21 protein-coding genes are annotated in these 26042 nt (G+C 72.8%); 7 read left to right on the top strand and 14 right to left on the bottom strand.

What is annotated here, in order from left to right; translation table 11 throughout:
• Window positions 1-82: 82 nt before the first annotated feature.
• From GD880_RS06980 to GD880_RS06925, 12 genes are all read right to left on the bottom strand, one after another.
• Window positions 83-553: a MarR family winged helix-turn-helix transcriptional regulator gene (locus tag GD880_RS06980; RefSeq protein WP_152230912.1), complete on the bottom strand. Its 471-nt coding sequence runs from the start codon at window positions 551-553 to the stop codon at window positions 83-85.
• 94 nt (window positions 554-647) lie between these two features.
• Window positions 648-1529 (bottom strand): ABC transporter permease, encoded by an 882-nt coding sequence (locus tag GD880_RS06975; RefSeq protein WP_152230911.1) that lies wholly within the window; start codon window positions 1527-1529, stop codon window positions 648-650.
• A complete protein-coding gene (locus tag GD880_RS06970; RefSeq protein ID WP_152230910.1) occupies window positions 1529-2458 on the bottom strand; it encodes an ABC transporter permease in 930 nt (309 codons plus the stop codon). The genes GD880_RS06975 and GD880_RS06970 overlap by 1 nt, the downstream gene beginning before the upstream one ends.
• The gene (locus GD880_RS06965; protein WP_152230909.1) at window positions 2455-3591 is read right to left on the bottom strand and encodes an ABC transporter ATP-binding protein; all 1137 of its coding nucleotides are present in this window, start codon (window positions 3589-3591) and stop codon (window positions 2455-2457) included. The genes GD880_RS06970 and GD880_RS06965 overlap by 4 nt, the downstream gene beginning before the upstream one ends.
• Window positions 3592-3628: 37 nt before the next feature.
• Window positions 3629-4882 (bottom strand): extracellular solute-binding protein, encoded by a 1254-nt coding sequence (locus GD880_RS06960; protein ID WP_152230908.1) that lies wholly within the window; start codon window positions 4880-4882, stop codon window positions 3629-3631.
• Between the two features lie 45 nt (window positions 4883-4927).
• Window positions 4928-5938 carry a LacI family DNA-binding transcriptional regulator gene (locus GD880_RS06955; RefSeq protein ID WP_152230907.1) on the bottom strand — a complete coding sequence of 337 codons (1011 nt, stop codon included), beginning with the start codon at window positions 5936-5938 and terminating at the stop codon, window positions 4928-4930.
• A 251-nt stretch (window positions 5939-6189) separates the two neighbouring features.
• On the bottom strand, window positions 6190-7500 hold the full coding sequence (locus GD880_RS06950; RefSeq protein WP_152230906.1) for a TRAP transporter large permease: 1311 nt from the start codon (window positions 7498-7500) through the stop codon (window positions 6190-6192).
• Window positions 7501-7507: 7 nt separating this feature from the next.
• On the bottom strand, window positions 7508-8122 hold the full coding sequence (locus GD880_RS06945) for a TRAP transporter small permease (RefSeq protein ID WP_152230905.1): 615 nt from the start codon (window positions 8120-8122) through the stop codon (window positions 7508-7510).
• Window positions 8123-8247: 125 nt separating this feature from the next.
• Window positions 8248-9279 (bottom strand): TRAP transporter substrate-binding protein, encoded by a 1032-nt coding sequence (locus GD880_RS06940; RefSeq protein WP_152230904.1) that lies wholly within the window; start codon window positions 9277-9279, stop codon window positions 8248-8250.
• A gap of 352 nt (window positions 9280-9631) precedes the next feature.
• Window positions 9632-11032: a mannitol dehydrogenase family protein gene (locus GD880_RS06935; RefSeq protein ID WP_152230903.1), complete on the bottom strand. Its 1401-nt coding sequence runs from the start codon at window positions 11030-11032 to the stop codon at window positions 9632-9634.
• A complete protein-coding gene (gene uxaC / locus GD880_RS06930) occupies window positions 11029-12456 on the bottom strand; it encodes a glucuronate isomerase (RefSeq protein ID WP_152230902.1) in 1428 nt (475 codons plus the stop codon). Before uxaC ends, GD880_RS06935 begins: the two co-directional genes overlap by 4 nt.
• 88 nt (window positions 12457-12544) lie before the next feature.
• Entirely contained in the window at window positions 12545-13573 is a 1029-nt protein-coding gene (locus GD880_RS06925) for a LacI family DNA-binding transcriptional regulator (RefSeq protein WP_226909442.1), read from the bottom strand.
• Window positions 13574-14142: 569 nt separating this feature from the next.
• Here GD880_RS06925 and GD880_RS06920 point away from each other — a divergent pair.
• The 6 genes from GD880_RS06920 (at window position 14143) to GD880_RS06895 (ending at window position 21671) form a co-directional block, all read left to right on the top strand.
• The gene (locus tag GD880_RS06920) at window positions 14143-15582 is read left to right on the top strand and encodes a glycoside-pentoside-hexuronide (GPH):cation symporter (protein WP_152230901.1); all 1440 of its coding nucleotides are present in this window, start codon (window positions 14143-14145) and stop codon (window positions 15580-15582) included.
• Between the two features lie 133 nt (window positions 15583-15715).
• On the top strand, window positions 15716-17518 hold the full coding sequence (uidA, locus tag GD880_RS06915) for a beta-glucuronidase (RefSeq protein ID WP_152230900.1): 1803 nt from the start codon (window positions 15716-15718) through the stop codon (window positions 17516-17518).
• Between the two features lie 368 nt (window positions 17519-17886).
• A complete protein-coding gene (locus GD880_RS06910; protein ID WP_152230899.1) occupies window positions 17887-19311 on the top strand; it encodes a glycoside-pentoside-hexuronide (GPH):cation symporter in 1425 nt (474 codons plus the stop codon).
• Window positions 19312-19443: 132 nt separating this feature from the next.
• The gene (gene larE, locus GD880_RS06905; protein ID WP_152231037.1) at window positions 19444-20319 is read left to right on the top strand and encodes an ATP-dependent sacrificial sulfur transferase LarE; all 876 of its coding nucleotides are present in this window, start codon (window positions 19444-19446) and stop codon (window positions 20317-20319) included.
• Between the two features lie 85 nt (window positions 20320-20404).
• Window positions 20405-21073 carry a nickel pincer cofactor biosynthesis protein LarB gene (larB, locus tag GD880_RS06900; RefSeq protein WP_152231036.1) on the top strand — a complete coding sequence of 223 codons (669 nt, stop codon included), beginning with the start codon at window positions 20405-20407 and terminating at the stop codon, window positions 21071-21073.
• Between the two features lie 148 nt (window positions 21074-21221).
• Window positions 21222-21671: an HIT family protein gene (locus GD880_RS06895; protein ID WP_152230898.1), complete on the top strand. Its 450-nt coding sequence runs from the start codon at window positions 21222-21224 to the stop codon at window positions 21669-21671.
• A 92-nt stretch (window positions 21672-21763) separates the two neighbouring features.
• Here the strand turns inward: GD880_RS06895 and GD880_RS06890 are convergent, their stop codons facing one another.
• Window positions 21764-22468 carry a vitamin K epoxide reductase family protein gene (locus tag GD880_RS06890; RefSeq protein WP_193314395.1) on the bottom strand — a complete coding sequence of 235 codons (705 nt, stop codon included), beginning with the start codon at window positions 22466-22468 and terminating at the stop codon, window positions 21764-21766.
• Window positions 22469-22521: 53 nt separating this feature from the next.
• A complete protein-coding gene (locus GD880_RS06885; protein WP_152230896.1) occupies window positions 22522-24267 on the bottom strand; it encodes a metallophosphoesterase family protein in 1746 nt (581 codons plus the stop codon).
• 227 nt (window positions 24268-24494) lie between these two features.
• Between GD880_RS06885 and GD880_RS06880 the strand changes: the two genes are divergently transcribed.
• On the top strand, window positions 24495-25973 hold the full coding sequence (locus GD880_RS06880; protein WP_152230895.1) for a glutamate--cysteine ligase family protein: 1479 nt from the start codon (window positions 24495-24497) through the stop codon (window positions 25971-25973).
• The last annotated feature ends 69 nt before the right edge of the window (window positions 25974-26042 follow it).

Below are 26042 nucleotides of genomic sequence, written 5' to 3'. Positions count from 1 at the left end.
TCGCAGGGCCTGCCCGCGAGGCCTCCGCCACAGCGGTGGCCGCCCGCGCACCCGGGCCGTCAGGCCGGGTCGGTGCAGTGCCTCACGGCCGGTAGGCGCGCAGCTTCGACGTCAGCGCCACGAGCGCGCGCAGCTCGTCCTCGTCGAGGGCCCCGCCCACGTAGCGGGCGATGCTGCGCACGTGCTGGCGACCCACCTGCTTCTGCAGGGCCAGCCCGTCCTCGGTGAGCGCCACGAGGACGCCCCGGGCGTCGTCGGGCGCCGGCTCGCGCGCCACGAGGCCCCGCAGCTCGAGCCGGTCGACCATCCGGCTGAGGCTGGGCTGGCTCATGAAGACCTGGTCGTTGAGGTCGCGCAGCCGCAGGCGCCGGTCCTCGGCGCGGCTGAGGGTGAAGAGCACGTCGTACTCGCGCGGGCGCAGCGGGGCGAAGTCGCCGTCGTTCTCGAACCGGCGCATGAGGGCGACCTGGGTGCGGAAGAGCGATTCCCAGGCCTCGGCGGCCAGGCGGCTACCGGCCGGGGCGTGCGCCGCGACCTGTGCCCTCTCCTCCATGGGGCTCACCTTACGGGCCCCGGCGCCGCGGGCGGCGGACCGCCGTCCGCGGCGCCGGCCGGGACCCGCCCGCGCCGGCCCCGGCCGGGCAGGCTCAGTCCTCCTCCCGGGTCTCCCGCACCCGCGCCACGAGCTGGGTGGGGTTGATGAAGCGCAGCGCGATGAGGAGGATCACCAGCATCGTCGCCGTGTAGAGGAACGCCATGGCGGAGACCAGCTGGCGCGCCTCGCCGCCGCCGGCGGAGGTCATGGCGCGGTAGATCGCCACCACGAGGGTGTCGCTCGGCGGCCCGGAGACGAGGAAGGTCAGCTCGAACATCCCCACCGTGCGGACGAGGACGAGGATGCCCGCGGCGAGAATGCCCGGCACCAGGAGCGGCCCGAGGATCCGCACGAACACGTCCGTCATCCGCGCCCCGGACATCCGCGCGGCGCTCTCGATCGCCGGGTTGATCTGCTCGATGAACGGCGTCATGGTCAGGATGACGAACGGCACCGAGGGCACCAGGTTGACGAGCACGACGGCGACCACGGTGCGGCCCAGGCCGACGTTGTACATCACCGTGGCCAGCGGGATGCCGTAGGTGATCGGCGGGATGATGATCGGCAGCAGGAACAGCAGCGTGACCAGCCGCTTGCCGGGGAAGTCGCGCCGGGCGAGCACGTACGACGCCGGCACGCCGATGAGGATGGAGATCACCACGACGGTCAGCGCGACGCCGACGGTGACGCCGACGACGTGGGTGAGGTCGAAACGCGCCCAGGCCCGGCTGTACCACTCGGTGGTGAACTCCGCGGGCAGCCAGCCGGTGAACCACTGCCGGCCGACGGAGTCGATGACCACCGAGACGAGGATCCCGACGAGGAAGACGAAGAACACGGCCGTCAGCGCCCACACGAGCCAGGTGCTCGGCGCGGCGACGAGGCGGCGGACCGGCGCCGCGGTGTCCGGCGCGTTCGCGGTGGTGGTGGCCATCAGCCCTTCCCTCCGGTCGTCCCCTTGTAGAGCGTGGCCCGCCACAGCAGCACCAGGGCGATGACGACGAGCTCGACGACGCCCATCATCACCGCGATGGTCGAGGCCATCGGGTAGTCGATCTGCTCCCCGAAGGCCCGGTACGCCATGAGCGCCATGACGCGGGTGGAGCCGCCGGCGTCGCCGACCAGGCGGGCGGAGGGGAAGACGGAGAACGCCAGCACGAAGGTGAGGATGAACGTGGTGGCGAGCCCGGGGGCGAGCAGCGGCAGGATCACCCGGCGGAAGCGCTGGAACCAGCTCGCCCCCAGCGTCGTCGCGGCCGCCTCGAGCGCGGGATCGATGCCCGAGAGGTAGGAGGAGATGAGCAGGAACGCGAACGGGAAGCCGGAGATCACCAGCGACAGGAAGACGCCGGTGTAGTTCATCACCAGCTGCACCGGCTCGCCGACGAGGCCCACGTCGACGAGGAAGCGGTTGAGCCATCCCTGCCGCCCGGCGAAGATGAGCAGCCCCTGCGCGGTGAGCACCGTGCCCAGCGCGATGGGCAGCACCAGCAGGGTCTGGAGGAAGCGCTTGCCGCGGAAGCGGTGACGCAGCTTGAACGCGACCGGCACCGCCGCCAGCACGTTGAACAGCGCCACCGGCAGGGCCAGCCGCATGGTGATCCACACGCTGTCGAAGATGAACGGGTCGCGGAAGAACGCCACGTAGTTGGCGAAGATCCCCCCGCCCCAGCGCTGCTGGGTCAGCGCGGTGGGCTGGACCGTCAGGCCCAGGCCGTAGAAGAACGGGTAGATGAAGAGCGCGACCGCGAACACGACCGCCGGGACGAGGAGCAGCAGCCCGGTGTCGATCCCCCGCTCGGCCAGCCGGTGGCGCAGGCTGGCCGAGCCGCGCTCCCGTCGTCTCCCGGGTGCGGCGCTCATCCCCGGGCCTCCTCGAGCTCGCGCGCCCGGGCGTCCAGGCCGTCCTCGATGGCCGCGCGGTACAGCCGCGCCCGCGCCGGGTCCACGGTCAGCGTGACCTCCTCCCCCACCTGGGGCGGGTAGTCGCTGCGCACGTGGAGGGTGGTGCCGTCGGCGGTGAGGGCGCCGACGGCGAACTCCCGCCCGTGGTACTCCACGACGGCGACCCGCGCCGGCACGGCGTTGCCGCCCATCGGCTGCGCGCCGGGCGCCACGATCCGCAGGTCCTCGGGGCGGATGGCCAGGCGCGCCGGCCCGCCGGCCCGCACCTCCTGCACCGCCGCGGCGGTCAGGCGACCCAGGCCGCCGTCGACGACGGCCTGCCCGCCGTCGACGGTGACCACGGTGACGTCGGTGAGGTTGCGGTACCCCATGAAGTCCGCGACGTGCCAGTTCACCGGGGCGTTGTGCAGCTCCTCGGGGGTGCCGACCTGCTGCACCCGCCCCTCGCGCAGGACCACGAGCCGGTCCGCCATGGACAGCGCCTCCTCCTGGTCGTGGGTGACGTAGACGGTGGTCAGCCCCAGGCTCTGGTGCAGCCGCCGGATCTCCATGCGCATCTCCAGGCGCAGCTTGGCGTCGAGGTTGGACAGCGGCTCGTCCATGAGCACCAGCCGGGGCTCGAGCACGACCGCCCGGGCGATGGCCACGCGCTGCTGCTGCCCGCCGGAGAGCTGCCCGGGGAGCTTCTTCTCGTGCCCGTCGAGCTTGACCAGGGCCACTGCCTCGGCCACCCGCCGCCGGATCTCGGCGCGGGGCACCTTGCGCATCTGCAGCCCGAAGGCGATGTTCTTCTCCACCGTCAGGTGTGGGAAGAGCGCGTAGTTCTGGAACACCATGCCGAAGCCGCGGCGCTCCGAGGGCACGGTGTCCACGCGCTCGTCGTCGATCGTGATCGTGCCGTGGGTGAGCGGCAGGAGACCGGCCAGGCAGTTGAGCGCGGTGGACTTCCCGCAACCCGACGGCCCGAGCAGGGCGATGAACTCCCCTGCCCGGATCGTCAGGTCGAGGTCGACCAGCGCGACCTGCCCGCCGAAGCTGCGCCCGACCCCGCGCAGCTCGAGGGTCTCGAAGACACCCGCTGAGATCGCCATGATGTGCCGTCCTCGGTGCTGTCCGTCGCCGCTGCGGTCACTTGCTCTCGTACTTGCCGGCGCCGATCTCGCGGTCCCAGATGTCGAACGCCTTGACCAGCTTGTCTGCCGGGAGCGGCGACTGGGTGGGCTTGGAGGCGATGAGGTCGTCGTACCAGTCACGACCGAACTTCTTGATGACGTCCTGGCTCTCCTGCGGGGCCTTGTCCAGGGTGGCGCCCTCGATGGACGGACCCGGGTAGAAGTAGCCGTTGTCGTAGGCCTTGGCGTTCTGCTCGGGGGTGAGCATGTCCTGCAGCAGCAGGAGGATGGCGGAGATCTTGTCCGGGCTCTGCCCCTTGGGCACGACGGCGTAGTGCGCGTCGGTCACCCAGGTGAAGTCGTCGAACGCGGCCGCCTGGATGTTCTCGGGCTCGCGGCCGTCCGCGCGCGGCTCGATGTCCCACCCGGTCGTCGTCGGGATCATCGCCCAGGTGCCGTCGGACATGTTGGTGATGACCTGCCCGGTGCCCGTCGGGTAGTTGTCGATGACCTGGTTGAGCTCCTTGAGGTACGCCCAGGTCTTCTCCCAGCCGTTCTCCGGGTCGGAGGGGTCCTTGTCGCCGAGCATGTAGGGCAGGCCCTGGAGGAAGGTGCGGCCGGGCCCGGAGTTGGCCGGGCGGGCGTAGCCGAACTTGCCGGGGTTCGCCTTGGCCCAGTCGAGCAGCTCCTGGGGGTCCTTCGGCACGTCGCCGTCCTTGACGACGTCCGGGTTGTACTGGAGCAGCGGGCCGGACGGGTAGTAGGTCGTCACGGCGCCGAAGCCCTGAGCCAGCTCCTGCATCTTCGCCGCCGGCTCGAGGTAGTTCTTCTGGTTGCTCAGCCGGTCGCCGTAGTCGGTGACCAGCGGGATCCACAGGTCCTGGTCGATGCCGGCGGAGAGGCCGTCGGTGCCGGTCATGACCAGGTCTACCTGCAGGCTGCCGGAGTCGACCTGCGGCTTGATGGTGCCCACCAGGTCCGGCGCGGCGCCGGTCTCCCACGTCACGGCCGAGACGACGTCGGGGTTCTTCTGGACGAACTCGTCGACCATCGTCGTGGTGAGCTTGCTGTTGCCCGCCACGTCGAGGATGTTGAGCGTGACCGGCGCGGACGGCTTGTCGGGGACGTCGCCGGCCGCGGTGCCGGTCGCGGTGCCGTCCCCGCTCGGGGCGGTGGTGGCCCCGCCGCCGGTCTCCGGCGGCGAGCACGCGGCGAGCAGCATGCCCAGGGCCACGGCGGCGGTGGCGACCTGCAGGGTGGTGCGTCTCATGGCGCTTCCTCTCTGTGTGCCGCCGGCGCCCTCGCCGGCGGGTGCTCAGCGACGGGGACCGGTGGTACCCCGGACCTTCAGCTCGACGGGTAGGTCGAGGCGGGAGCGGCGGGCGGGCGGCCCGACGGCACCGGTGCGCTCCTCGTCGATCATCTCCGTGAGGAGGTCGACGGCGGTGCGCGCGAGCATGCCGACGGGCACCGCCACGGTCGTCAGCGCCGGGGAGACGGCGACCGCCAGCGGGATGTCGTCGAAGGAGACGACGCTCAGCTCACCGGGGACCTCGACGCCGCGCTCGCGGGCGCGGGCCAGCAGTCCGATGGCCATGAGGTCGTTGTAGGCGAGCACCGCCGTGGCCCCGCTGGCCAGCACGAGGTCGGCGGCGGCCATGCCCCCGGAGAAGACCGGCGCGAAGGCGCCGAGGTCGTCGACGGTGACGTCGCCGAGCTCCTCGGCCGCGGTGGTGAGCCCGGCGCGGCGCTGCTGGTCGGCCCAGGACCTGCTCGGCCCGCCGGCGTAGGCGATGTGCCGGTGCCCCAGGGCGCGCAGGTGGCGCAGCGCCTGCCGGACGCCGTCGACGTGGTCGGCGGTGACCGACGGCATGTCCCCGCACGTGCGGTTGATGAGGATCATGCGTGTGTGGGCGGCCGCCTCCAGCGCGGCGAGCTCGGCGTCGGTGACACGCGGGGCGCACAGGATGACGCCGTCGACCTGGCGGGCCAGGCTGCGCACGAGCCGCGGCTCCTGGTGGGTGTCCTCGTCGGTGTCGGCCACGAAGACGGCGTGGCCCGCGGCCCGGGCCCGGGCCTGCACCGCCTTGGTGACCGAGGCGAAGAAGGGGTTCTCGAGGTCGGGGATGACCAGGCCGAGGTTGCCCGTGCGGCCGGTGGCCAGCTCGCGGGCCGCGAGGTTGGGGTCGTAGCCGAGGGTGCGGGCGGCCTGCTCGACCTTCTGCCGGGTGCCGGTGGCGACCTTCTGCGGGGCGGAGAGCGCGCGGGAGACCGTCGAGATGGACACGCCGGCCATCTTGGCGACGTCGCGTGCGGTCGAGCGCATAACCCCACCCCCTCGTGGAGGTGCCCTACTGTGCAAGCCCTTGCAGACCGCGTCAAGAGAGTTTACCGAGCTGTGATGCGGACGCCGTGGGGCCGGAGCTCTCCGGCGGACGCATGGTCGATCCCGGGCGCCCGTCCGCGGTGCAACGGGTTGCAGCACGTCGCGCAAGCCGGTGCTGGGAGCGCCACGACGAACGCCGGGCCGGCGCCGCGGGGAGCGGCGCCGGCCCGGCGCGGGTGGGAGGGGTCGGGCTAGGGCTTGATCAGCCCCATGAGCTCCGGCAGCCACAGGGACAGCTGCGGGACGAACGCGACGATGAACAGCGCCGCGGTCAGCGCCCAGAAGATCGGCATGACCCGGGAGATCATCGGCTCGATCCGCACCTTCGCCACGCGTGCGGCGACGAAGAGGTTGTTGCCCACCGGCGGGGAGATGTTCCCCAGGCACATGTTGAAGACCATCATCGTGCCGAAGTGGATCGGCGAGACGCCGAGCTCGGTGACGACCGGCAGGAAGATCGGCGTGAAGATGAGGATCGCCGGGGTCGGGTCCATGACGGTGCCCGCGATGAGCAGGATCACCATGATGATGATGAGGATGAGCACCTTGTTGTCGGTCAGGTCCAGGAGCGAGTCGGCGACCATCTCGGGCACCCGCGCGAAGGACAGGACCCACGCGAGGATGCCCGAGACCCCGATGAGCAGCATGACGATCGCCGTGGTCTTGGCCGCCTCGAGGATGATCGACGGCAGCTCCCGCACCGGCAGCGTCCGCTGGATGAGCCCGAGGACGAGGGCGTAGAGCACCGCGATGACGGCGGACTCGGTGGCCGTGAAGTACCCGGCCAGGATGCCGCCGATGACGACGACGATCATGAGCAGCGAGGGGATGGCGCGCAGGAACACGATGCCGGCCTGGCGCAGCGTGGGCCGCTGGGCACCCCCGAGCTCGGGGTGCTTGCGGGCGTAGAACGCCACCATGGCGATGCACACCAGCGCCCACAGCAGGCCCGGGCCGACGCCGGCCATGAACAGCGCGGCGATCGAGGTGCTCGACACGAGCGAGTAGACGATGAACGTGTTGCTCGGCGGGATGAGCATGCCGGCGGGCGAGGAGGTGGCGTTGACGGCGGCGGCGAACGCGGGGTCGTAGCCGGCCCGGCGCATCGGCGGCGAGAGCACCGAGCCGACGGCGGCGGCCGAGGCGACGGACGCGCCCGACACGGCGCCGAACATGGCGTTGGCGACCACGGTGGTCTGCGCCAGCGAGGCCGGCAGCCGCCCGGCGACCACCTGCGCCAGGTCGATGAGCCGTTGGGCGATGCCACCGGTGTTCATCAGCCCGCCCGCGAGGATGAAGAACGGGATGGCCAGCAGGGCGAAGGAGTTGCTGGCGGAGAACAGCCGCTGGGCGGAGGTCAGGGCCGCGCCGTCCCAGCCGAGCAGGACCACGATGGCCAGCGCGGAGGGCAGGCCCATCGAGATGGCCACCGGGACACCGATGAGGATGCCGATGACGATGCCGCCCAGGAGGACGATCGTTGCGAGAGTCACGGGTTCCATGGCGGCCTCAGATTCCTTGGTTGTTCTCGTCGACGGAGGGCACGAGCTCCTCCGTGCCGGCGAACGTCCCCACGACGTGGCAGAGCGAGAAGAACGTGATCAGGACGCCGGCGACCGGCAGGATCATGTAGATCTGCCCGACGGTCAGCGGCAGCGTCGAGACGTTCTGGCCCCAGGCGTTCTGCGCCACCTCGTAGCCGCCGAAGATCATGACGTACACGGCGAAGAACATGATGGTCGCCTCGACGACGACGGCGACGACCTTCTGCACCGGCTCGCGCAGCTTGTGGATCAGGACCTCGACGGCGATGTGCCCGCGCTCGGAGAACACCAGCGCCGCTCCGAGCAGGGCCAGGACGACGAACACGTACCGGGCCATCTCCTCGGTCCAGGTCGCCGGGGCGTCCAGCACCTGGCGGGAGAAGACCTGCCAGGACACGATCACCACGAGCGCGGCGAAGATGACGACGCAGACGGCGATGAGAATGCGGTCGATGACCTTCCGCACCGCCTCCAGCGCCGCGACGACCGGTCCGCCGGTGGGGCGCGTGCGGGCCGGACCGCTCCCCTGCTCCGGGACGACCGATGCGCCGTCGGCGCCGCCCACTGTGTTGCTACTCATGCTTTCCTCCCCTGTGGGGTGCAGCGTGCGCGCTGCTCACTGATGCCATGACGTGCCTCCTGAGCACGCGGCGGCGGGGAGGCGCACCGGGATGTCACGGTGCGCCTCCCCGCCTGAACCGCTCGCTACGCCGCGTCGCGGGCGGCGTCGTAGAGGGCGCGCTGGGCGTCGGTCTTGATGAACTGGTCCGCCAGCGGCGTGAGCACCTGGTCGAACGCGGCGGCGTCGACCTCGCTGAACTGGGCGCCGCCGGCCTTGGCGTCGGCGATGGCCTTCTCGGTGGACTCGGTCCAGAGCTGGGTGTGCTCCCCGTAGGCGGCGGTCCACTCCTTGTCGAAGGCGGCCCGGTCCTCCTCCGACATCTCGTTGAGCAGGTCGCTGTTGACGACGAGGTAGTCGAGCCCGACGAGGTGGTTGGTGTAAGAGAAGTAGGGGGCCACCTCGTAGTGCTTCTGGGTGAAGTAGGAGACCTCGTTGTTCTCGGCGGCGTCGACGACCCCGGACTGCAGGCCGGTGTAGAGCTCGCCGTAGGCCATCGGGGTGGCCGCGGCGCCCATGGCCTGGGCCATGGCGATGTGCAGGTCGGACTCCTGCACGCGCATCTTCTTGCCCTTGAGGTCCGCGGGCGTCTTCACGGGGGCGTCCTTGGTGTAGACGCTGCGCGCCCCCTGGGTGAAGCCGCCGACGACGGTGATGTGGTTGCTGTCCTCGAGGGAGCTGTACAGGTCGCCGGTGATCTCGGGGTCCTGGACGACCTTCATCTGGTGCTCGACGCTGTCGAAGACCTTCGGCAGGTTGAAGACCAGGAAGTCCTCGTTGAGGTTCTCCAGCTGCGTGCCGGACACGATGGCCATGTCGACGCTGCCGGAGGAGACGAGCTGCAGGGCCTCCTGCTGGGCGCCGAGGGTCTCGTTGGGGTAGACCTCGATGCCCCAGCGGCCGTCGGTGGCCTCGGAGAGCCGCTCGCCGAAGTGGTCGAGCGCGATGTAGGAGGGGTGCTCCTCGGTCTGGTTGAGCGCCAGCTTCATGGTCTTGCCGCCGGACGCGGCCGCGTCGCCGCCCTCGCCCTCCGCGTCGGCCCCGCCGCCGCACGCGGCCAGCACCAGCGCCGTCGCGCCGGCGAGGGCCATCACCGAGAGGGTCTTGTTGCGCTTCATGAGTTGTTCCTGTTCTGCTCAGCGATGAGCGGTAGGGGTCCGCGTCGCCCGCGCCGGTCGCCCGCCGCGGGACGGCGCCCGGAGCACCAGGCACGACTCGCGGCGTTGCGGCCGATTCGGCCCCGGCTCAGGGTCGGGCATCGCTTCACGGGGCGCGCCCGCCCGCCCGGGTGGGCGCTGAGGATCGGGGGGACGGCGGGCGTCCGTTGTGAAGCACGACACGCAGATTCAGTCACAATCCGTCCCCAAGCAGCAATCAGTTGCCACTCCTTGCCTCGGCGCCCGTGACCGGGCACGACGAACGAGGCCCTCCCCGGTCACGGGAAGGGCCTCGTCGGGCGGGCGGGCGCCGTCAGCGGCCGGCGGCACCCTCCTGGGCGCGGAGCTCCTCGGCCTTGGCGACGACGGCGGCGACCAGCTCGTCGTCGGGCAGCATGTCCGGCGCGAGCAGCCGCAGCAGGGCGGTGGTGGCCGCGGCGACGTCGCCCTGCGCGGCGGCCACGACGTCGTCCTGGCGGGCGTCCTTCACGGGCGCGCCGTGGCCCTGCAGGTGCAGCACCCAGGCGGCGAGCGGGCGGACGGCGCCGTCGGGCAGGCGGCCGGCCTGCCGCTCCAGGCGCAGCGCGGGCAGGATCCGCACGGGGATCTTCTGCGAGCCGTCGGCGGCGATCTGGGCGAGCAGGTGCCGCACGCGCGGGTTGGAGAAGCGGTCGAGCAGGGCCGCGCGGTAGCTCGTGACCTCCTCGGCGCTCAGCGGCAGGTTCGGGCCGGCGACGTCCCACCACTCCTCGACCCAGCCGCGCACGGTGGGGTCGGCGACGGCGTCGGCCACGGTCTCGTGGCCGAGGATGGTCGCGGCGTAGGCCATGAGCGAGTGCGAGCCGTTGAGCAGCCACAGCTTGCGCTGCTCGAAGGGGCGGACGTCGTCCACCAGGGTGACGCCCGCGGCGTCCCAGGCGGGCCGCCCGGCGGGGAACGCCCCGGCGACGACCCACTCGCTGAACGGCTCGGTGGGCACCGGTGAGGCGTCCTCGTAGCCCTCGCTGTCGGCGACCGCCTGGCGCTCGGCGTCGGTGGTGGCCGGGGTGATCCGGTCGACCATGGAGGTGGCCCAGGCGACGTTCTCGTCCATCCAGGCCTGCAGCGTCGGGTCCACCCGCGCGGCGAGGTCCTGCACCACGGTGCGGAAGGAGGGGCCGTTGTCGGGCAGGTTGTCGCACGGCAGCACGGTGAGCGCGCCGGCACCGGCCGCGCGGCGGGCGAGGAAGCCCCCGACCACCTTGGCCGGCGTGGTGCGGGTGGTCGCCGTCGGGTCGGCCTGGAGGGCCGCGATGTCGGCAGCGACGTCGGCGTTGTCCACGGCCAGGTGCCCGTCGGCGCCGCGCATGTACCCGGCCTCGGTCACCGTGGTGGTGAGGATCGCCGTCGTCGGGGCGCGCAGGTAGTCGAGGAACGCCGCGGTCTCGGCGGCCGCGTGGACGGCCGACAGGGAGCTGATGACCTCGAAGGCGTCGCCCTCGGCCCGGCGGGTGATGAGGGTGTAGAGCCCGTCCTGGGGGGCGAGGGCCTCGGCGGTGTCGGGGCGGCGCCCGGTGAAGGCCGCGATCCCCCACTCCCCCGCGTCCGGGGCGTGCTCGGTGTACCAGGCCTGGTGGGCCCGGGTGAAGTTGCCGATGCCCAGGTGCACGATGCGCACGGGGGCGGCGGGGCGGCCGTGGGCGGACCGCGAGAGGCGGGGCAGGGCGGTGGTCACAGCTTGAACGCCTTCCGGGGCTGGGTGACGACGAGGTCGTGAGCGGTGTCGAGTGCCTCGTCCATGGTCAGGCGGTGCTCGCCGACGAGCTCGGCGAGGTATCCGGAGTCGAGGCGGCGGCTCATGTCGTGGCGCGCCGGGATGGAGAGGAACGCCCGGGTGTCGTCGATGAAGCCCGACGTGCGCCCGAAGCCCGCGCCGGAGCCGGTGACGGCCCGGCGGAAGCGGCGGATCGCGTCCGGCTCGTCGATGAACCACCACGGCGCGCCGACGTACACCGACGGGTAGAAGCCGGCCAGCGGGGCCAGCTCGCGGGAGTACACCGTCTCGTCGATGGTGAACAGGATGAGCTGGAAGTTCGGGTTGGTGCCGAACGCCGACAGCATCGGCTGGAGGTTGTTCGTGAACTCGGCCCGCATGGGGATGTCACCGCCGACGTCGGCGCCGTACCGCTCGAAGCTGCCCGTGTCGTGGTTGCGGTAGACGGCCGGGTGCAGCGTCATGACGAGGCCGTCCTCGGAGGCCATCCGGGCCTGCTGGAACATGAAGTCCCGGCGCAGCACGTCGCCCTCCGCCGGGGTGATCTCACCGGCGCGGGCCTTGGCGTAGAGCCGCTCGGCCTCGGCGTCGTCGAGCTTGACGGCGCCCGGGTCGCGGTGGGAGTGGTCGGAGGAGACGGCGCCGTGGACCTTGAAGAACGCCCGGCGGTTCTCCATGGCGGCCACCCAGCCGGCGTAGGTGCCGGTGTCGACGCCGGCGACCTCGCCGAGCCGGTCGACCAGGCCGTTCCACGCCGGGGTGGCCGGCTCGAGGTACTTGTCCGGCCGGAACGTCGGGGCCACCGTGCCGTCCCAGGCGGGGTCGGCGGCGAGCTTCTCGTGGAAGCGCAGGTCGTCCGTGGGGTCGTCGGTGGTGGCGATGAACTCGATGTCGAAGGTCTTGTACAGCGCGCGGGGCCGGAACGCCGGCGTGGCGATGGCCGCGGCGATCTGGTCGTAGATGGCGTCCGCGTTGGCCTCGGTGGGCGCGAGCGTGATGCCGAAGATGTCGGCGAGCTCGGACTCGAACCAGAACTTCACCGGCGTGCCACGGTAGGCCTTCCAGTTGGCGCACAGCAGGCGGAAGGCGTTGCGCTTCTGCTCCTCGGTGAAGTGCGCCTGGTTGACGCCGAGGTCGGCGAGGGAGACGCCGTTGGCGTGCAGCAGCCGGTTGACGTAGTGGTCGGGCGTGATGAGCAGCGACGTCGGGTCCTCGAACGGGACGTCGTCGGCGAGCCACTGGGCCGGCACGTGCCCGTGCGGCGAGATGATCGGCAGGTCCTTGACCGAGTCGTAGAGCTCGCGCGCGATCTTGCGCAGGCCGGGCTCGGAGGGCAGCAGCCGGTCCGGGTGAACGTGGAGGACGTCGTCGTCAGAGGTCGTCATGCCGCCATCGTTCCGGCGGGGGCCACCACGCGCCAACGTGTTGCCGCCAGTTGCTTGGTCGGCGCCCCGCGGTCGGGGGCGACGGCGGTCAGCGCGCCGGCAGCCCGGACGACGACGCCGCGGCACCGGGCACCCGCACGGGGGCCGGGCCGGTGCTCTGGCGCTCCACGAGCTTGACCGGCACGATGACGGGCGGCCCCCCGCGCGGGTGGGCCCCCTTGATCTGGGCGAGCAGGTTGCGCACGGCGGCGGCGCCGAGCGCCCGCCGGGGCGTCGCGACGGTCGTCAGCGGCGGGGTGACGAGGTCCGCGGCGAAGATGTTGTCGTAGCCGACCACCGAGACGTCCTCGGGCACCCGCACGCCCCGGGAGGTGACGTAGCGGAGGAAGCCGATGGCGACGAGGTCGTTGTAGCCGATCACCCCGGTGGTGGGCGACTGCAGCCACGCCTTCGCCCCGGCCACGCCGCCGGCCACGGTGGGGGCCAGCGGGCCGAGCCGGCGCACGTGCACCGCCAGCTCGAGGGAGGCCTCGCGCAGCCCGCGCCAGCGCATCCCGTCCGCCCACGACGCCTCGGGGCCGGCGAGGTAGGTGACCGGGTCGTGCCCGAGCTCGCCGAGGTGCTCGAGCGCGCGGCGCACCCCCCGGGAGTTGTCGGGCACCACCGAGGGGATCTCCCGGACGGCCCGGTTGATCGCCACCATCGGCCGCTGCTTGGCGATCATCCGGATGGAGGCGTCCGACATGCGCGAGGTGCCCAGGACGATGCCCTCGACGATGGGCAGCGCCCGCTCGAGGGCCTCGCGCTCCTGCCGGTCCGACTCGCGCGAGTCCACGAGCACCACGGTGTAGCCGGCCTCGGCGGCCTCGTCCTGGACGCCGTTGATGATCTCGAAGAACACCGGGTTGGTGATGTCCGGGACGACGAGGGCGAGCAGGCTCGTGTGCGTCGTCGACAGGGCGCGCGCCATGGGATTGGTGCGGTAGCCGAGCTCGGCGGCGACCTGCCGGATCCGGGCGGCGGTCTCTGAGTTCACCCGGCCGGGCCGGGAGAAGGTCCGCGAGACCGTGGACGGCGCCACGCCGGCGGCCTGCGCGACGTCGTAGATCGTGGGCACCCCCCTGCGCCGCGGCCGCTCCGGGGCCACCGGGTGGGGGCCGGTCTCCGCCACCGGGTGAGCGCCGGTCTCCGGCACCGGGTGAGGGCCGGTCCGCGCTTCCGGGTGAGGGCCGGTCCGCGCTTCCGGGTGGGGGCCGGTCCGCGCTTCCGGATGGGGGCCGGCGGGGTCGGTCGCGCCGCCACCGGCCGTGGTGCCGCCGGTCATGCCGCCGTCGTCGTCCTGCGCCATGCGCCCGCCCCTCTTCGTCCCTGGCACCCACGGTACGTGCCTGACGGCAAGATATGGCAACCGCTTGCTCCGGAGGAGCTCCTCCCGGTGTCGCGTCGATCGCACACGCCGGGTGCGACCGTGGTCCTGCCGCCGGTATCGCGCCGCTCAGGCGGCGGTGGGCCCGGTCGTGGCCGCACGGTCACCACATCTTCGCGCACCGCGGCGCCGGTGCGGGTGCGATTGCCCTCCCCGGGGCCCGGTGGGTCAATGGTGCCGACCGGTCTCGCGGCCGTCGCCGACGCCCCCGCGGTGCCACGGGTGTGCCGGTCCCGGCCACCCGCTGACGGGAGCACCGCATGGCGACCATGACCAGCACTCTGGAGAACGCGGCGGTTCCCCACCTGCCGCCCAAGACGATCGTCGGCTACGGCGCCGGCGACGCCGGCTGCAACATCGCCTTCCAGATGACCGGGCTCTTCCTGCTCGTCTACTACACCAACGTCGAGGGCATCCACCCCGCCGACGCCGGGACCGTGTTCCTCGTGGTGAAGGTGTGGGACGCCTTCGCGGACATCTTCGCCGGCCGGATGGTGGACCGGACGATGACCCGGTGGGGCAAGTTCCGCCCCTTCATCCTGTGGTTCTCCCTCCCGCTGCTGGCGTCGAACGTGCTGGCTTTCTCGATGCCGAACTTCTCCACCTACGGCTACAAGCTCGCCTGGGCGTACGCCACCTACGCCCTGCTCGGGGTCCTGTACTCGCTCGTCAACATCCCCTACGGCTCCCTCGCGGGCGCGATGAGCCAGAACCCGGTGGACCGCTCCCGCCTCGCCGCCGCCCGGATGGTGGGGTCGGGCACGACGATCCTGCTCCTCGCCGTCGTCCTCGCCCCGCGGATCAAGTCCGCCCCGAACCTGCACCTGACGTTCATCGTCGTGTCCCTGGTGTTCCTCGTCGTCGGCATGGCGATGTTCCTCACCACCTTCTTCACGTCCCGGGAGACGGTCTTCCGGGAGGTGGAGCGGGTCAGCCTGCGCGAGACGTTCGCCACGCTGGGGAAGAACGGCCCGCTGGTGCGGCTGTGCCTGTCCTCGTTCTTCTACCTCACCGGCCAGAACGTGGTCTCGGCGCTGACGATCTACCTCGCCAACGACGTGCTCTCGCAGTACGTCAGCGGCACCGCCGGCTGGATCGCGACCGTGGCGACGATCATCACCACCGGCGCGGTGATCTACGTCGGCCCGTTCGGCCCGTCCGTGACGCGGCGCGTGGGGAAGAAGCGCGGGTTCATGATCGCCGCGGGCATCGCCGTCCTCGGCGGCCTGGTCTTCTGGGTGAGCAACAGCCTCGCCATCGCCCTGCTCGGGCTGTTCCTCATCGGGCTGGGCATGGCGCTGCTCAACACCATGACGTGGGCGCTGGAGGCCGACACGGTCGAGTACGGCGAGTACCAGACCGGCGTGCGCACCGAGGGCGCCACCTACGCGGCCTTCTCGTTCACCCGCAAGGTCGGCCAGGCGGTCGGCGCGGCCATCGCCTCCTACTCCCTCGCCTTCGTCGGCTTCCAGCCCTCGACGTCGGGCCACCCCGTGACCCAGACGCCGCAGGTGCTCGCGGGGATGCAGACGGCGGGCGCCGTCGTGCCGGCCGTGCTGTTCGTCGTGGCGCTGCTCATCATGGCCAGCTACCCGCTCACCGAGGAGCGGTTCAAGGAGATCGTGCACGGTATCGTCGAGAACCGGGCCAGGCGCCACGCCGAGCTCCACGGGGGCGAGCCCCTCACCGGCGCCGGCTGAACCGTCGCGCCCCGGCCGCACCGGCCCCGCTGCCCCTGTCGCCCGCCCCACGTCCGCGCACCGCGTGCCGGACGGGGCGGCGCGCCGCCGAGGCGCCGCACCAGGCTCGAGCACCCAGACGAGAGGAACCCGCATGCTCCGCCCACAGGACACCGCCACCCGCGAACGCCGGTCGCTCACCGGCCTCTGGAGGTTCCGGGCCGACGCCGACGGCGCCGGGCGGGACGCGCGGTGGTTCGCCGGCCCGCTGCCGGACGCCATCGACATGCCGGTCCCGGCCAGCTACAACGACATCGTCCCCGGGCGCGAGCTGCACGACCACGTCGGCGAGGTCTGGTACCAGACCACCGCGCGGGTCCCGCGCGGGTGGGCCGGGCAGCGGGTGGTCCTGCGCTTCGACGCCGCCACCCACGGCGCCACCGTGTGGGTCGGGGACACCGAGGTGATGTCCCACCAGGGCGGGTACACCCCGTTCGAGGCCGACGTGACCGACCTCGTCGCGCCCGGCGAGCCCGTCCGCGTCACCGCGGTGGTGGACAACCGGCTCACCTGGGCGACCATCCCGCCCGGCATCGTCGAGGACACCCCGCACGGCAAGCGGCAGAAGTACATGCACGACTTCTTCAACTACGCCGGGCTGCACCGGCCGGTGTGGCTCTACGCCACCCCCCGCACCCGCGTCCACGACGTCACGGTCGTCCCGGGCACCACCGGCGACCCCACGGCCGCCGACGTGACCGGCATGGTGACCTACGCCGTCGAGGTCGCCGGCCCGGACGCCGGCGCCGCGCAGGTGCGCGTGCGGCTGCTGGACGCCGACGGCGCCGAGGTGGCCCGCGGCACCGGCGCCGACGGCGTGCTCGAGGTGCCCGGGGTGCACCTGTGGCAGCCGGGCGAGGGCTACCAGTACGACCTCGTCGTCGAGGTGCTCGGCGCCGACGCGGCCGTGGTGGACAGCTACCTGCAGAAGGTGGGCGTGCGCACCGTGGAGGTGCGCGGCACCGAGTTCCTCATCAACGGCCGCCCCTTCTACTTCCGCGGCTTCGGCATGCACGAGGACCACCTCACCCGGGGCAAGGGCCACGACGACGCGGAGATGGTCCACGACTTCGAGCTGCTCCGGTGGATCGGTGCGAACTCCTTCCGCACCTCCCACTACCCCTACGCCGAGGAGGTCCTCGACTACGCCGACGCCCACGGCGTCGTCGTCATCGACGAGACGGCCGCGGTGGGGATGAACGCCTCCGTCGCCGCCGTCCTTGGCACGAAGATCGACAAGGTCTTCTCCGAGGACGCGGTGGGCGCCGCGGCCCAGGCCGCGCACGCGCAGGCCATCCGCGAGCTGGTCGCCCGCGACAAGAACCACCCCTCGGTCGTGCTGTGGTCCATCGCGAACGAGCCGGAGTCCCACACCCCGGAGTCCGAGGAGTACTTCAAGCCCCTCTTCGCCCTCGCCCGCGAGCTCGACCGGCACCGCCCCGTCGGCTTCGTCAACGTCATGTACTCCCAGGCCGACGTCGACCGGCTGGCGAAGTACTCCGACGTCATCATGATCAACCGCTACCACGGCTGGTACGCCAACACCGGCGACCTCGCCGCCGCCGAGGCCGACCTCGAGGCCGAGCTGCGGCTGTGGGAGGCCCACGGCAAGCCCGTCCTCATGACCGAGTACGGCGCCGACACCATCGCGGGCCTGCACGACCTCACCGGCGCCCTGTGGTCCGAGGAGTACCAGAGCGAGCTGCTGGAGATGTACCACCGGGTCTTCGACCGGGTCGACGCCCTCCAGGGCGAGCACGTGTGGAACTTCGCGGACTTCCAGACCTCCCGCGGCATCGTCCGGGTGGACGGCAACAAGAAGGGCGTGTTCACCCGCGACCGGCGCCCGAAGGCGGCCGCGCACCTGCTGCGCCGGCGGTGGACCGGACGCCACTGACCTTCCGCGGCGCCGCCCTGCGCCCGGTCACGGGTTCGACGGGCCCGGCTCCGCACGCGGAGCCGGGCCCGGCGCGCGGCACCGGCCGGTGCCGTCCACTGCCGGGCCCTGGGCGCGCCCGGGGCCCGGGCGCCCGCGCGCCGGCGCACGTGGCCCTCGTCACGTCGCCGCGCGGACCCTCGCGCCAGCGCGCGGTTCGGGCCGCCGCGGGCTCCGGCAACAACCGACAACCGCGGGGCAACCCATGGCAAGCAATGGAAGTCCCGGGGGCCGGGGACGGATAACAGTTCCAACGCGCTACGACCCTTCCGCCCGGTAACCGCAGGGGGCACCAGGGACGAGCACCCCTTTTCCGTCAAGGAGATTCCATGAGCACCGCACAGGCCACGGCTGTCCAGCGGTCGGCACCGAGTGCCCGGGCGCCCCACCTCAAGGCCCGGACCATCTTCGGGTACGGCGCCGGGGACGCCGGCTGCAACATCGCCTTCCAGATGACGGGCCTGTTCCTGCTCGTCTTCTACACCGACGTCGTCGGCATCAGCCCCGCGCACGCCGGGAGCATCTTCCTGTTCGTCAAGATCTGGGACGCCTTCGCCGACCTCTTCGCCGGCCGCATGGTCGACCGCACCATGACCCGCTTCGGCAAGTTCCGGCCCTTCATCCTGTGGTTCTCGCTGCCGCTGCTGGCCTCGAACCTCCTGGCCTTCTGGATCCCGGTGGAGAGCTACTCGCTCAAGCTGGTCTGGGCGGTGGCGTCCTACGCCCTGCTCGGCCTGCTCTACTCCCTGGTCAACATCCCCTACGGCTCCCTCGCCGGCGCGATGAGCCAGAATCCGGTCGACCGCTCCCGCCTGTCGGCGGCCCGCATGGTCGGCTCCGGCAGCACCATCCTGCTGCTCTCGGTCATCCTCGCCCCGCGGATCAAGGGCGCGGACAACCTCGCCTCGACCTTCCTCGTCACCGCCGTCATCTTCCTGGTGGTCGGCATGGTCATGTTCATGACCACCTTCGTCACCTCGAAGGAGACGGTCTACCGCGAGGTCGAGCGGGTCAGCTTCAAGGAGACCCTGCACACCCTGCGCCACAACGGCCCGCTGCTGCGGCTGTGCGGCTCCTCGCTCTTCTACCTCATCGGCCAGAACATCGTCTCGGCGCTCGGCATCTACATCGCCAACCACGCCCTGGCGCAGTACGCGGGCGCGGGCAACTGGCTGGCCGCGGTCGTCACCATCATCACCACCGGCGCGGTGCTCTACGTCGGACCGATCGGGCCCGGCGTCACCCGCAAGCTCGGCAAGAAGCACGGCTTCATGACCGCGGCCGGGATCGGCATCGCCGGTGGCATCGTCTTCGCCCTGGCGAACAACCTGCTGCTCAGCCTCGTCGGCCTGTTCCTCATCGGCTTCGGCATGGGCCTGCTCAACACCATGACGTGGGCGCTGGAGGCCGACACCGTCGAGTACGGCGAGTACCAGACCGGCATCCGCACCGAGGGCGCCACCTACGCCGCCTTCTCCTTCATCCGCAAGGTCGGCCAGGCGGTCGGCGCCGCCATCGGCGCCTACGTCCTCGGGTTCGTCGGCTACAACGCCACGCTGGAGGTCCAGCCGCAGTCGGTGCTCGACGGCATCCAGACCTGGGGCGCCCTGCTGCCCGCGGCCTTCTTCCTCGTCGCCTTCCTCATCATGTCCCGGTACCCGCTCACCGAGGCGAAGTTCCAGGAGATCATGGCGAGCATCCAGGAGAACCGCGCCAAGCGGCACGCCGAGCTCCACCCCGACGGCGTCGCCTGACCGTTCCCACCCGAAGGGCGCTGCACCGGCAGCGCCCTTCGGCGCGTCAGGCCCGGCCGGCCGCGCCGGGCTGCGCACGCCCCCGGCGGGGCACTGCCGCGCGACCGGACCGTACAGTGATTGAGCAGCAACATGGAGGAGGACGCCGTGCCGGCACGCTTCGAGAACCTGACCGCGGAGACGCTCGCCCTCGCCGACGCGGTCGGCGCGGAGCTCGCGGGCGCGGCGCCGCTGGGCGTCGCCTACTCCGGCGGCGTCGACTCCGCCCTCCTGCTCGCCCTGGCCGTGCGCAGCCTCGGCGCCGGCGACGTCGTCGCCCTCCTCGGCGTCTCCCCCTCCCTCGCCCGCAGCGAGCGGGCCCGCGCCCACGAGACCGCCGCGTTCATCGGCGCGCGCGTCGTGGAGATCGAGACCCACGAGGGCGAGAACCCCGACTACGTCAAGAACGGCGCCGACCGCTGCTTCTTCTGCAAGGACGAGCTCTTCCGCCGCATCTCCGACGAGGTCGTCGCGGCCCACGGCCTCGCCGCCGTCGCCTACGGCGAGAACGCCGACGACGCCCGCCGGCCCGACCGTCCCGGCGCCCAGGCCGCCACCAACCACCGCGTGCTGCGCCCGCTGTCCGTGGCCGGGCTGACCAAGCAGCAGGTGCGCGAGGTGGCCCGGGCCCTCGAGCTCCCGGTCGCGGACAAGCCCGCCGCCCCGTGCCTCGCCTCGCGCATCCCGCACGGCGAGCAGGTCACCCCCGAGAAGCTCCGCCAGGTCGAGCGGGCCGAGGAGGTGCTGCGCGCGCTCGGTTTCTCCGACGGGCGGGTGCGCCACCACGGCGACATCGCGCGCATCGAGCTGCCGACGGCGGAGCTGGCCCGGGCCACCGCGGACGGCGTGCGCGAGGAGCTCGTGCGCGGGGTCCGGGCGGTCGGCTTCCGGTTCGTCGTCGTGGACCTCAAGGGCATCCAGTCCGGCGCGTTCACCCTCCCGCTGGTGGAGGTGGGCCACCGTGGCTGACCCCCGCCTGCCCCTGGAGGCCCCGGCCGCGGCCGGTCCGGCCGCCCACCCGACGGCCGGACCGGTCCTCGATCCCGCCGCGGGCATCGCCGAGCTGGACCACGACCGGGCGCGCCGCCGGGGGTACGCCGAGGCCGTCTTCTGCGAGGGGAAGTCCCCCGCGCAGCTGCGCGCCATCGCCACCGCGCTGCGCGAGCGGCACGCCGACGGCGCCCCCGCCGGCGCCCGGACGCTGTTCACCCGGGCCGACGAGGAGCGGGCCGCGGCCATCCTCGACGTCCTGCCCGACGCCCGCCACGAGCCCGAGGCCCGCCTCCTCGCCTGGCCGCCCGCGCCGCCCGAGCCCATCGGCGGTCTCGTCGTCGTCGCCTGCGCCGGCACCTCGGACCTGCCGGTGGCCCGCGAGGCCGAGCTGACCGCCCGGTACCTGGGCCGGCGCACCGAGCTCGTCGTCGACGTCGGCATCGCCGGCCTGCACCGCATCCTCGCCCGCGTGGACACCCTGCGCCGGGCCGCCGCCATCGTCGTCGTCGCCGGCATGGACGGCGCGCTGCCGGGGGTCGTGGCCGGGCTGGTCGCCGCGCCGGTCGTGGCCGTGCCGACCTCGGTGGGCTACGGCGCGAGCTTCCAGGGCATGGCCGCGCTGCTCACCATGCTCAACTCCTGCGCGCCGGGGGTGGGCGTGGTCAACATCGACAACGGCTACGGGGGCGGGCACCTGGCCGCCCAGATCGCGGCCCCGCGGCCGGAGTAGCGTCCGGGCGGCGCAGCCGGAGCAGCGCCCGGGGCGGCCGCGGCCCGAGCAGCGCCCGGGGTGGCCACGGTCGAGGCGCCCGCGGCGGCCACGGTCGGCGGTGGCGCCCGCGCCGCGGCCCGCCTTGGCCGCATGCCAGGATGACCCCATGAGCACGGTCTTCAGCAAGATCATCGCCGGGGAGATCCCGGGCCGGTTCGTGTGGGCGGACGAGCGCTGCGTCGTCTTCTCCACCGTCGCGCCCATCACCGACGGGCACATGCTCGTGGTGCCGCGCGAGGAGATCGACCAGTACACCGACGCCCCCGACGACCTGCTCGGCCACCTCGCGGTGGTGGCGAAGACGGTCGGGCGGGCCCAGCAGGCCACCTTCGGCGCGCCGCGCGCCGCCGTGCTGGTGGCCGGGTTCGAGATCGACCACCTCCACCTGCACGTGCTGCCGGCGTGGGACGAGTCCTCGCTGCGGTTCGACAACGCCCGCCACGACGTGCCCGCCGAGGAGCTCGACGCCGCGGCCGAGCGGGTGCGCGAGGCGCTGCGGGCCGCCGGCCAGGGCGCCCACGTGCCCGCCGCACTCGGCGCGCCGGCGCTGGGCTGACCGTGCCCGGCCGCCGCACGGCACTCGGCTGACCGTCCCTGGCCCCCACAGCGCGAGCCGATCGCGCCCCGCCCACGCGGATCCTGCCGAGGTCAGAAGAGCAGGAGCCAGCGGTCCCAGAACACCACCACGACCGCCAGGACCACGAGCGCGTACCAGACGGCGACGATCACCCAGCGGTCGAGGACCAGCGCGCGCCGCAGCCGCTCCCCCGCGGGCACGTGCCCGGCCTGGACCGCGCGCGCCCACGTGTGGACGAACACCGGGATCACCACCGTCCACACAACCAGGCAGAACGGGCACAGCCCACGGATGACGAACAGCGCCTGGAACTGGAACCAGAGCACCCACACCATCCCCAGGCTCACCCCGGCGAGCAGCACCCGCCAGAACCAGCGCGCCACCCGACCCCGGGCGAGCAGCACCAGCCCCACGGCGGTCAGGGCACCGAAGGCCGCCGTGCCCACCACGGCGTTGGGCGGGCCGAGCACGTGCGCCTGCCAGGTGGTGATGAACGTGCCGCACCCGACGAGCGGGTTGAAGTCGCAGGCGAGGGAGGCGTGGGGGTTGCCGGCCACGGTGATCTCGGACAGCACCAGCTCGACGGCGGCCCACAGCCCCAGCAGGCCGCCGACGGTGAGCAGCCAGCCGAGCTCGCGCGGCGCGCCGCCCTCGCGCTGGTGCTCGCTCGGCCGGGACCGATCGAGGACGGCGAGCTCGCGGTCGAGCTCGTCGTCGCTGAGCCGCTCGAGCTCGGACCGGCCGCTCGGCCGCGACGGGGTGCGCCTGATGCTCACATGACCTCCCTGTTCCGGCCCCAGTATGCGCGGGAGCGGCGACATCGCGGCGCTTAGCGCGTGGGAGTGCCGCCGCCGGCGTCGGCGGGCGCCCCGGCCGGCGCCGGCGGCAGCGCAAGCCAGGGACCGACCGTCACCCGGGCGTCCTTGCCGACGGTGATGCGCCGCATGGCGTAGGGCACACCGGTGGCGCGGTCCGCCTGGACCACGGTGAGATCGGCCGGCACGGACAGCGGTCCGAGCGTGGCGCTGCCCGGGGCGGCACCGCCGGTGGAGTTGCTGACGTAGCGCACCCCCTGACCGTGGACCTCCGGGCCCACCGTGCGGTGCCAGTGGCCGGACAGCTGCAGGCGCGCGCACCCGCGGTTGAGGGTGGCGTTGCCGGCGCGCGGGTTGTGCACGAGCAGGATGTCGACCGGACGGCCCTCCCGCGCCGCCGCGCAGGCGGTGTCCGCGAGCCGCTGGCCCATCGCGGAGATCGTCTCGTCGCGCTCGGGCCGGGTGCCGCCGGCGCCCACCGCGGTGAGCGTGGGGTCGGTGTCGCCGAGGATCCGGACGCCCTCCACCTCGATGACCTCCCCGGCGAGCACCGTGCGTCCGGCCTCGCGCTCCTGCTTGGCCGTCGTGGCCGAGTCGTGGTTGCCGGTCGACACGACCACCGGCGTGCCGCGCGGCACGGCCCGGGCGAAGGCGTTGACGCAGTAGGACTCCACCGAGGTGCCGCTCATCACCGTGTCGCCGCCGTCGAGGAGCACCTGCGCGCCGGTCTGCTCCATCGCGGTGCCGATGACGCGCGCCATGCCGACGTTGCAGTGCAGATCGGAGACGAGCAGGAAGGTGACGGGGTCGGCGGGTGGGTCGGAGGCGCCGGGGCCCGAGCCGGTTCCGGTCGTGCCCTGGCCGGGGGTCGCCCCGGTGCCGGGGGACGCCGTCCTGGCCGGGGCGGGCTCCGCGGTGCCGGATGCCCCAGCGCCGGGGGACTGCACCAGTGCCGCCGGGGCGTGCGGCTCGGGGTCGGCGGCGTAGGCGGCCGCGAGGTTGCGGGACGCCTCGTCGTAGAACTTCTCGTTGCGTTCGTAGGCCTTCTTGACCGTCGGGCCGTAGGCGGCGACGACGTCGGCCAGCCGGCCGGTGATCCGTGCGCCCTCCAGCGGGGTGCCGTCGAGGACGGCCGGGCTGTACCCGGCCGCGCGGTGCGGCGTGGCGGCGGGCACCACGACGACGGCCACGGCGCTCAGTGCGGCGGCCCCGGCCAGCACGGCGACGCCCGGGCGGGCGAGCGCGGCCTTCAGCTCGTCCCGCAGCCGGCCCCCCGAGGCCAGCCGCCCAGCGGCGAGCAGGACGAGCATGACGGACCACGCCACGGCGGCGCGGCCCAGCGCGTCGCGGACCAACCCCGCGACGGCGTCGTCCAGGGCCGCCTCCGGCTCGCTGAAGAGCTGCCCGTAGGCCTTGGCGTCCCCCAGCAGGCCGGTGAGCGGGTTGCCGCCGGCGGGGCTGAGGGCCGACGGGATCTCCTCCACGACGACGTCGACGCCCAACGGCCACGGCAGCGGCGAGTCGATGATGAGGGCGCCCAGGGGGCCGAGCTGGACGGTGACCTGGCGGTCGAGCGTCACCTTGAGGTCGGCCTGGTGAGGGCCCAGCGAGGCGTGGGTGGAGGCGGTGGTGATGCCGAAGGTGGCCGCGAGCAGACCGGTGACCAGCAGAGTCAGCGCCGCGCGGATGGTGCGCCGGGTGGAGGGGGTCTGGCGGTGCCACCACTCCCAGCGCCGTCGGGGGCTCGTCGTGCTGTGCATCCCGTCCATTCCATCATCCCGGGCGCCCGTGTGAGAGGTCGGTACGCCCGCCGGGCCGAGACGCCAGCGGTCGGTCGCGTGCGTTCGGGGGCCGGTTGCGCGGGTCCGGCGGCCGGTCGCGCCACGCGCTCGGGGCGCCACCCGCGCCGACGTGCGACGGCGCCGCGGTCCCCGCATGCTGAGAACGACCGGGCCTCGGCCTGAGACCCGGCGTACGGGAGGTGAGCATGGGGCAGGACGTCCAGGCGAAGGTCTACTCGCGGCGGGACCACACCCGGCACCGGGAGGCCGTGCAGCGCTGCCTCGACGCCCTCGCGCGGATGCTCGAGGCGGGCTCGTTCGTGGAGGACGAGTGGCGCACCGGCCTGGAGATCGAGCTCAACCTCGTCGACGGGAACCTCGACCCGGCGATGAACAACGCCGACGTGCTCGCGCACATCGACGACATGCGCTTCCAGACCGAGCTCGGGCGGTTCAACATCGAGGTGAACATCGAGCCGCGCCGCATCGACGGCCAGTCCCTGCCCCAGCTCGAGAGCGCGCTGCGCAAGAACCTCAACCACGCCCGCGACCGGGCCGGCGACGTCGGCTCGGACATCTGCATGATCGGCATCCTGCCGACGCTGCCGCGCCCGGAACACGGCTTCTCGTGGTTCTCCGAGAACGCCCGCTACCGCATGCTCGACCAGGCGGTCATGGCCGCCCGGCGCGAGGACATCGCGCTGGACATCCCCGGGCCGGAGCGGCTGCAGATGACCAACGACACCGTCGCCGTCGAGGCCGCGTGCACCTCCGTGCAGCTGCACCTGCAGGTGCGCCCGGCCAGCTTCCCGCGGTACTGGAACGCCGCCCAGGTCCTCGCCGGGCCCCAGCTCGCCGTCGGGGCGAACTCGCCGTACCTGTTCGGTCACCGCCTCATGGCGGAGACCCGCACCGAGCTGTTCCTCCAGGCGACCGACACCCGGCCGCCCGAGCTGCGCAACCAGGGGGTGCGCCCGCTGGTGCCGTTCGGGGACCGGTGGATCAACTCCATCTTCGACCTGTTCGAGGAGAACGTGCGCTACTACCCGGCGCTGCTGCCGGAGGTCAGCGACGAGGACCCGCTCGCCGTCCTCGACGCCGGCGGCACGCCGCAGCTGTCCGAGCTGCGGCTGCACAACGGCACCATCTGGCGCTGGAACCGGCCGATCTACGACGTGTCGGACGGCCGGCCGCACCTGCGGGTCGAGAACCGGGTGCTGCCCTCGGGCCCGACCGTGGTCGACGTCGTCGCCAACGCGGCCTTCTTCTACGGCGCCGTCGTGGAGATGGTCGTGGACGAGCGGCCCGTGTGGTCCCGGATGAGCTTCGAGGCCGCCCGGCAGAACTTCCACGAGGCCGCGCGCGAGGGCGCCGCGGCGCGGCTGTACTGGCCCGGCGCGGGGCAGGTGGACTGGGACGAGCTGTTCCTGCGGGTGCTCCTCCCGCTGGCCCACCGCGGGCTCGAGCGGCTGGGGGTGGCCTCCGACGTGATCGACAAGTACCTCGGGATCATCGAGGCCCGCGCCAAGCTGCGGGTCAACGGCGCGACGTGGCAGGTCGCGGCGACGGAGGCGTTCGAGGCCCGCGGGATGGACCGGCCGGCCGCGCTGCGCGAGATGCTGCGCGAGTACATGCGCCACATGCACGCCAACGAGCCGGTGCACACCTGGCCCGTCCCGGACTGAGGCCCGCGTGAGGCCCTGACCGGCCACCTCGCCGCGACGGGGGTCGGCCGCGGTCCAGGTTGGTCAGCA

Source organism: Georgenia ruanii (assembly GCF_009193175.1).
In the GTDB taxonomy this organism is placed as follows: domain Bacteria; phylum Actinomycetota; class Actinomycetes; order Actinomycetales; family Actinomycetaceae; genus Georgenia; species Georgenia ruanii.
The sequence above is the reverse complement of the archived record's forward strand: the minus strand, read 5'-3'. Positions and strand labels throughout refer to the sequence as shown.

Coding starts and splice junctions, on each gene's coding strand:
- GD880_RS06895 (WP_152230898.1), top strand. CDS start 21,222: ATGAGCACGGTCTTCAGCAAGATCATCGCCGGGGAGATCCCGGGCCGG.
- larE (WP_152231037.1), top strand. CDS start 19,444: ATGGAGGAGGACGCCGTGCCGGCACGCTTCGAGAACCTGACCGCGGAG.
- GD880_RS06970 (WP_152230910.1), bottom strand. CDS start 2,458: ATGAGCGCCGCACCCGGGAGACGACGGGAGCGCGGCTCGGCCAGCCTG.
- GD880_RS06940 (WP_152230904.1), bottom strand. CDS start 9,279: ATGAAGCGCAACAAGACCCTCTCGGTGATGGCCCTCGCCGGCGCGACG.
- GD880_RS06880 (WP_152230895.1), top strand. CDS start 24,495: ATGGGGCAGGACGTCCAGGCGAAGGTCTACTCGCGGCGGGACCACACC.
- uidA (WP_152230900.1), top strand. CDS start 15,716: ATGCTCCGCCCACAGGACACCGCCACCCGCGAACGCCGGTCGCTCACC.
- GD880_RS06885 (WP_152230896.1), bottom strand. CDS start 24,267: ATGCACAGCACGACGAGCCCCCGACGGCGCTGGGAGTGGTGGCACCGC.
- GD880_RS06950 (WP_152230906.1), bottom strand. CDS start 7,500: ATGGAACCCGTGACTCTCGCAACGATCGTCCTCCTGGGCGGCATCGTC.
- GD880_RS06965 (WP_152230909.1), bottom strand. CDS start 3,591: ATGGCGATCTCAGCGGGTGTCTTCGAGACCCTCGAGCTGCGCGGGGTC.
- GD880_RS06945 (WP_152230905.1), bottom strand. CDS start 8,122: ATGAGTAGCAACACAGTGGGCGGCGCCGACGGCGCATCGGTCGTCCCG.
- GD880_RS06920 (WP_152230901.1), top strand. CDS start 14,143: ATGGCGACCATGACCAGCACTCTGGAGAACGCGGCGGTTCCCCACCTG.
- GD880_RS06980 (WP_152230912.1), bottom strand. CDS start 553: ATGGAGGAGAGGGCACAGGTCGCGGCGCACGCCCCGGCCGGTAGCCGC.
- GD880_RS06910 (WP_152230899.1), top strand. CDS start 17,887: ATGAGCACCGCACAGGCCACGGCTGTCCAGCGGTCGGCACCGAGTGCC.
- GD880_RS06975 (WP_152230911.1), bottom strand. CDS start 1,529: ATGGCCACCACCACCGCGAACGCGCCGGACACCGCGGCGCCGGTCCGC.
- uxaC (WP_152230902.1), bottom strand. CDS start 12,456: ATGACGACCTCTGACGACGACGTCCTCCACGTTCACCCGGACCGGCTG.
- GD880_RS06955 (WP_152230907.1), bottom strand. CDS start 5,938: ATGCGCTCGACCGCACGCGACGTCGCCAAGATGGCCGGCGTGTCCATC.
- GD880_RS06960 (WP_152230908.1), bottom strand. CDS start 4,882: ATGAGACGCACCACCCTGCAGGTCGCCACCGCCGCCGTGGCCCTGGGC.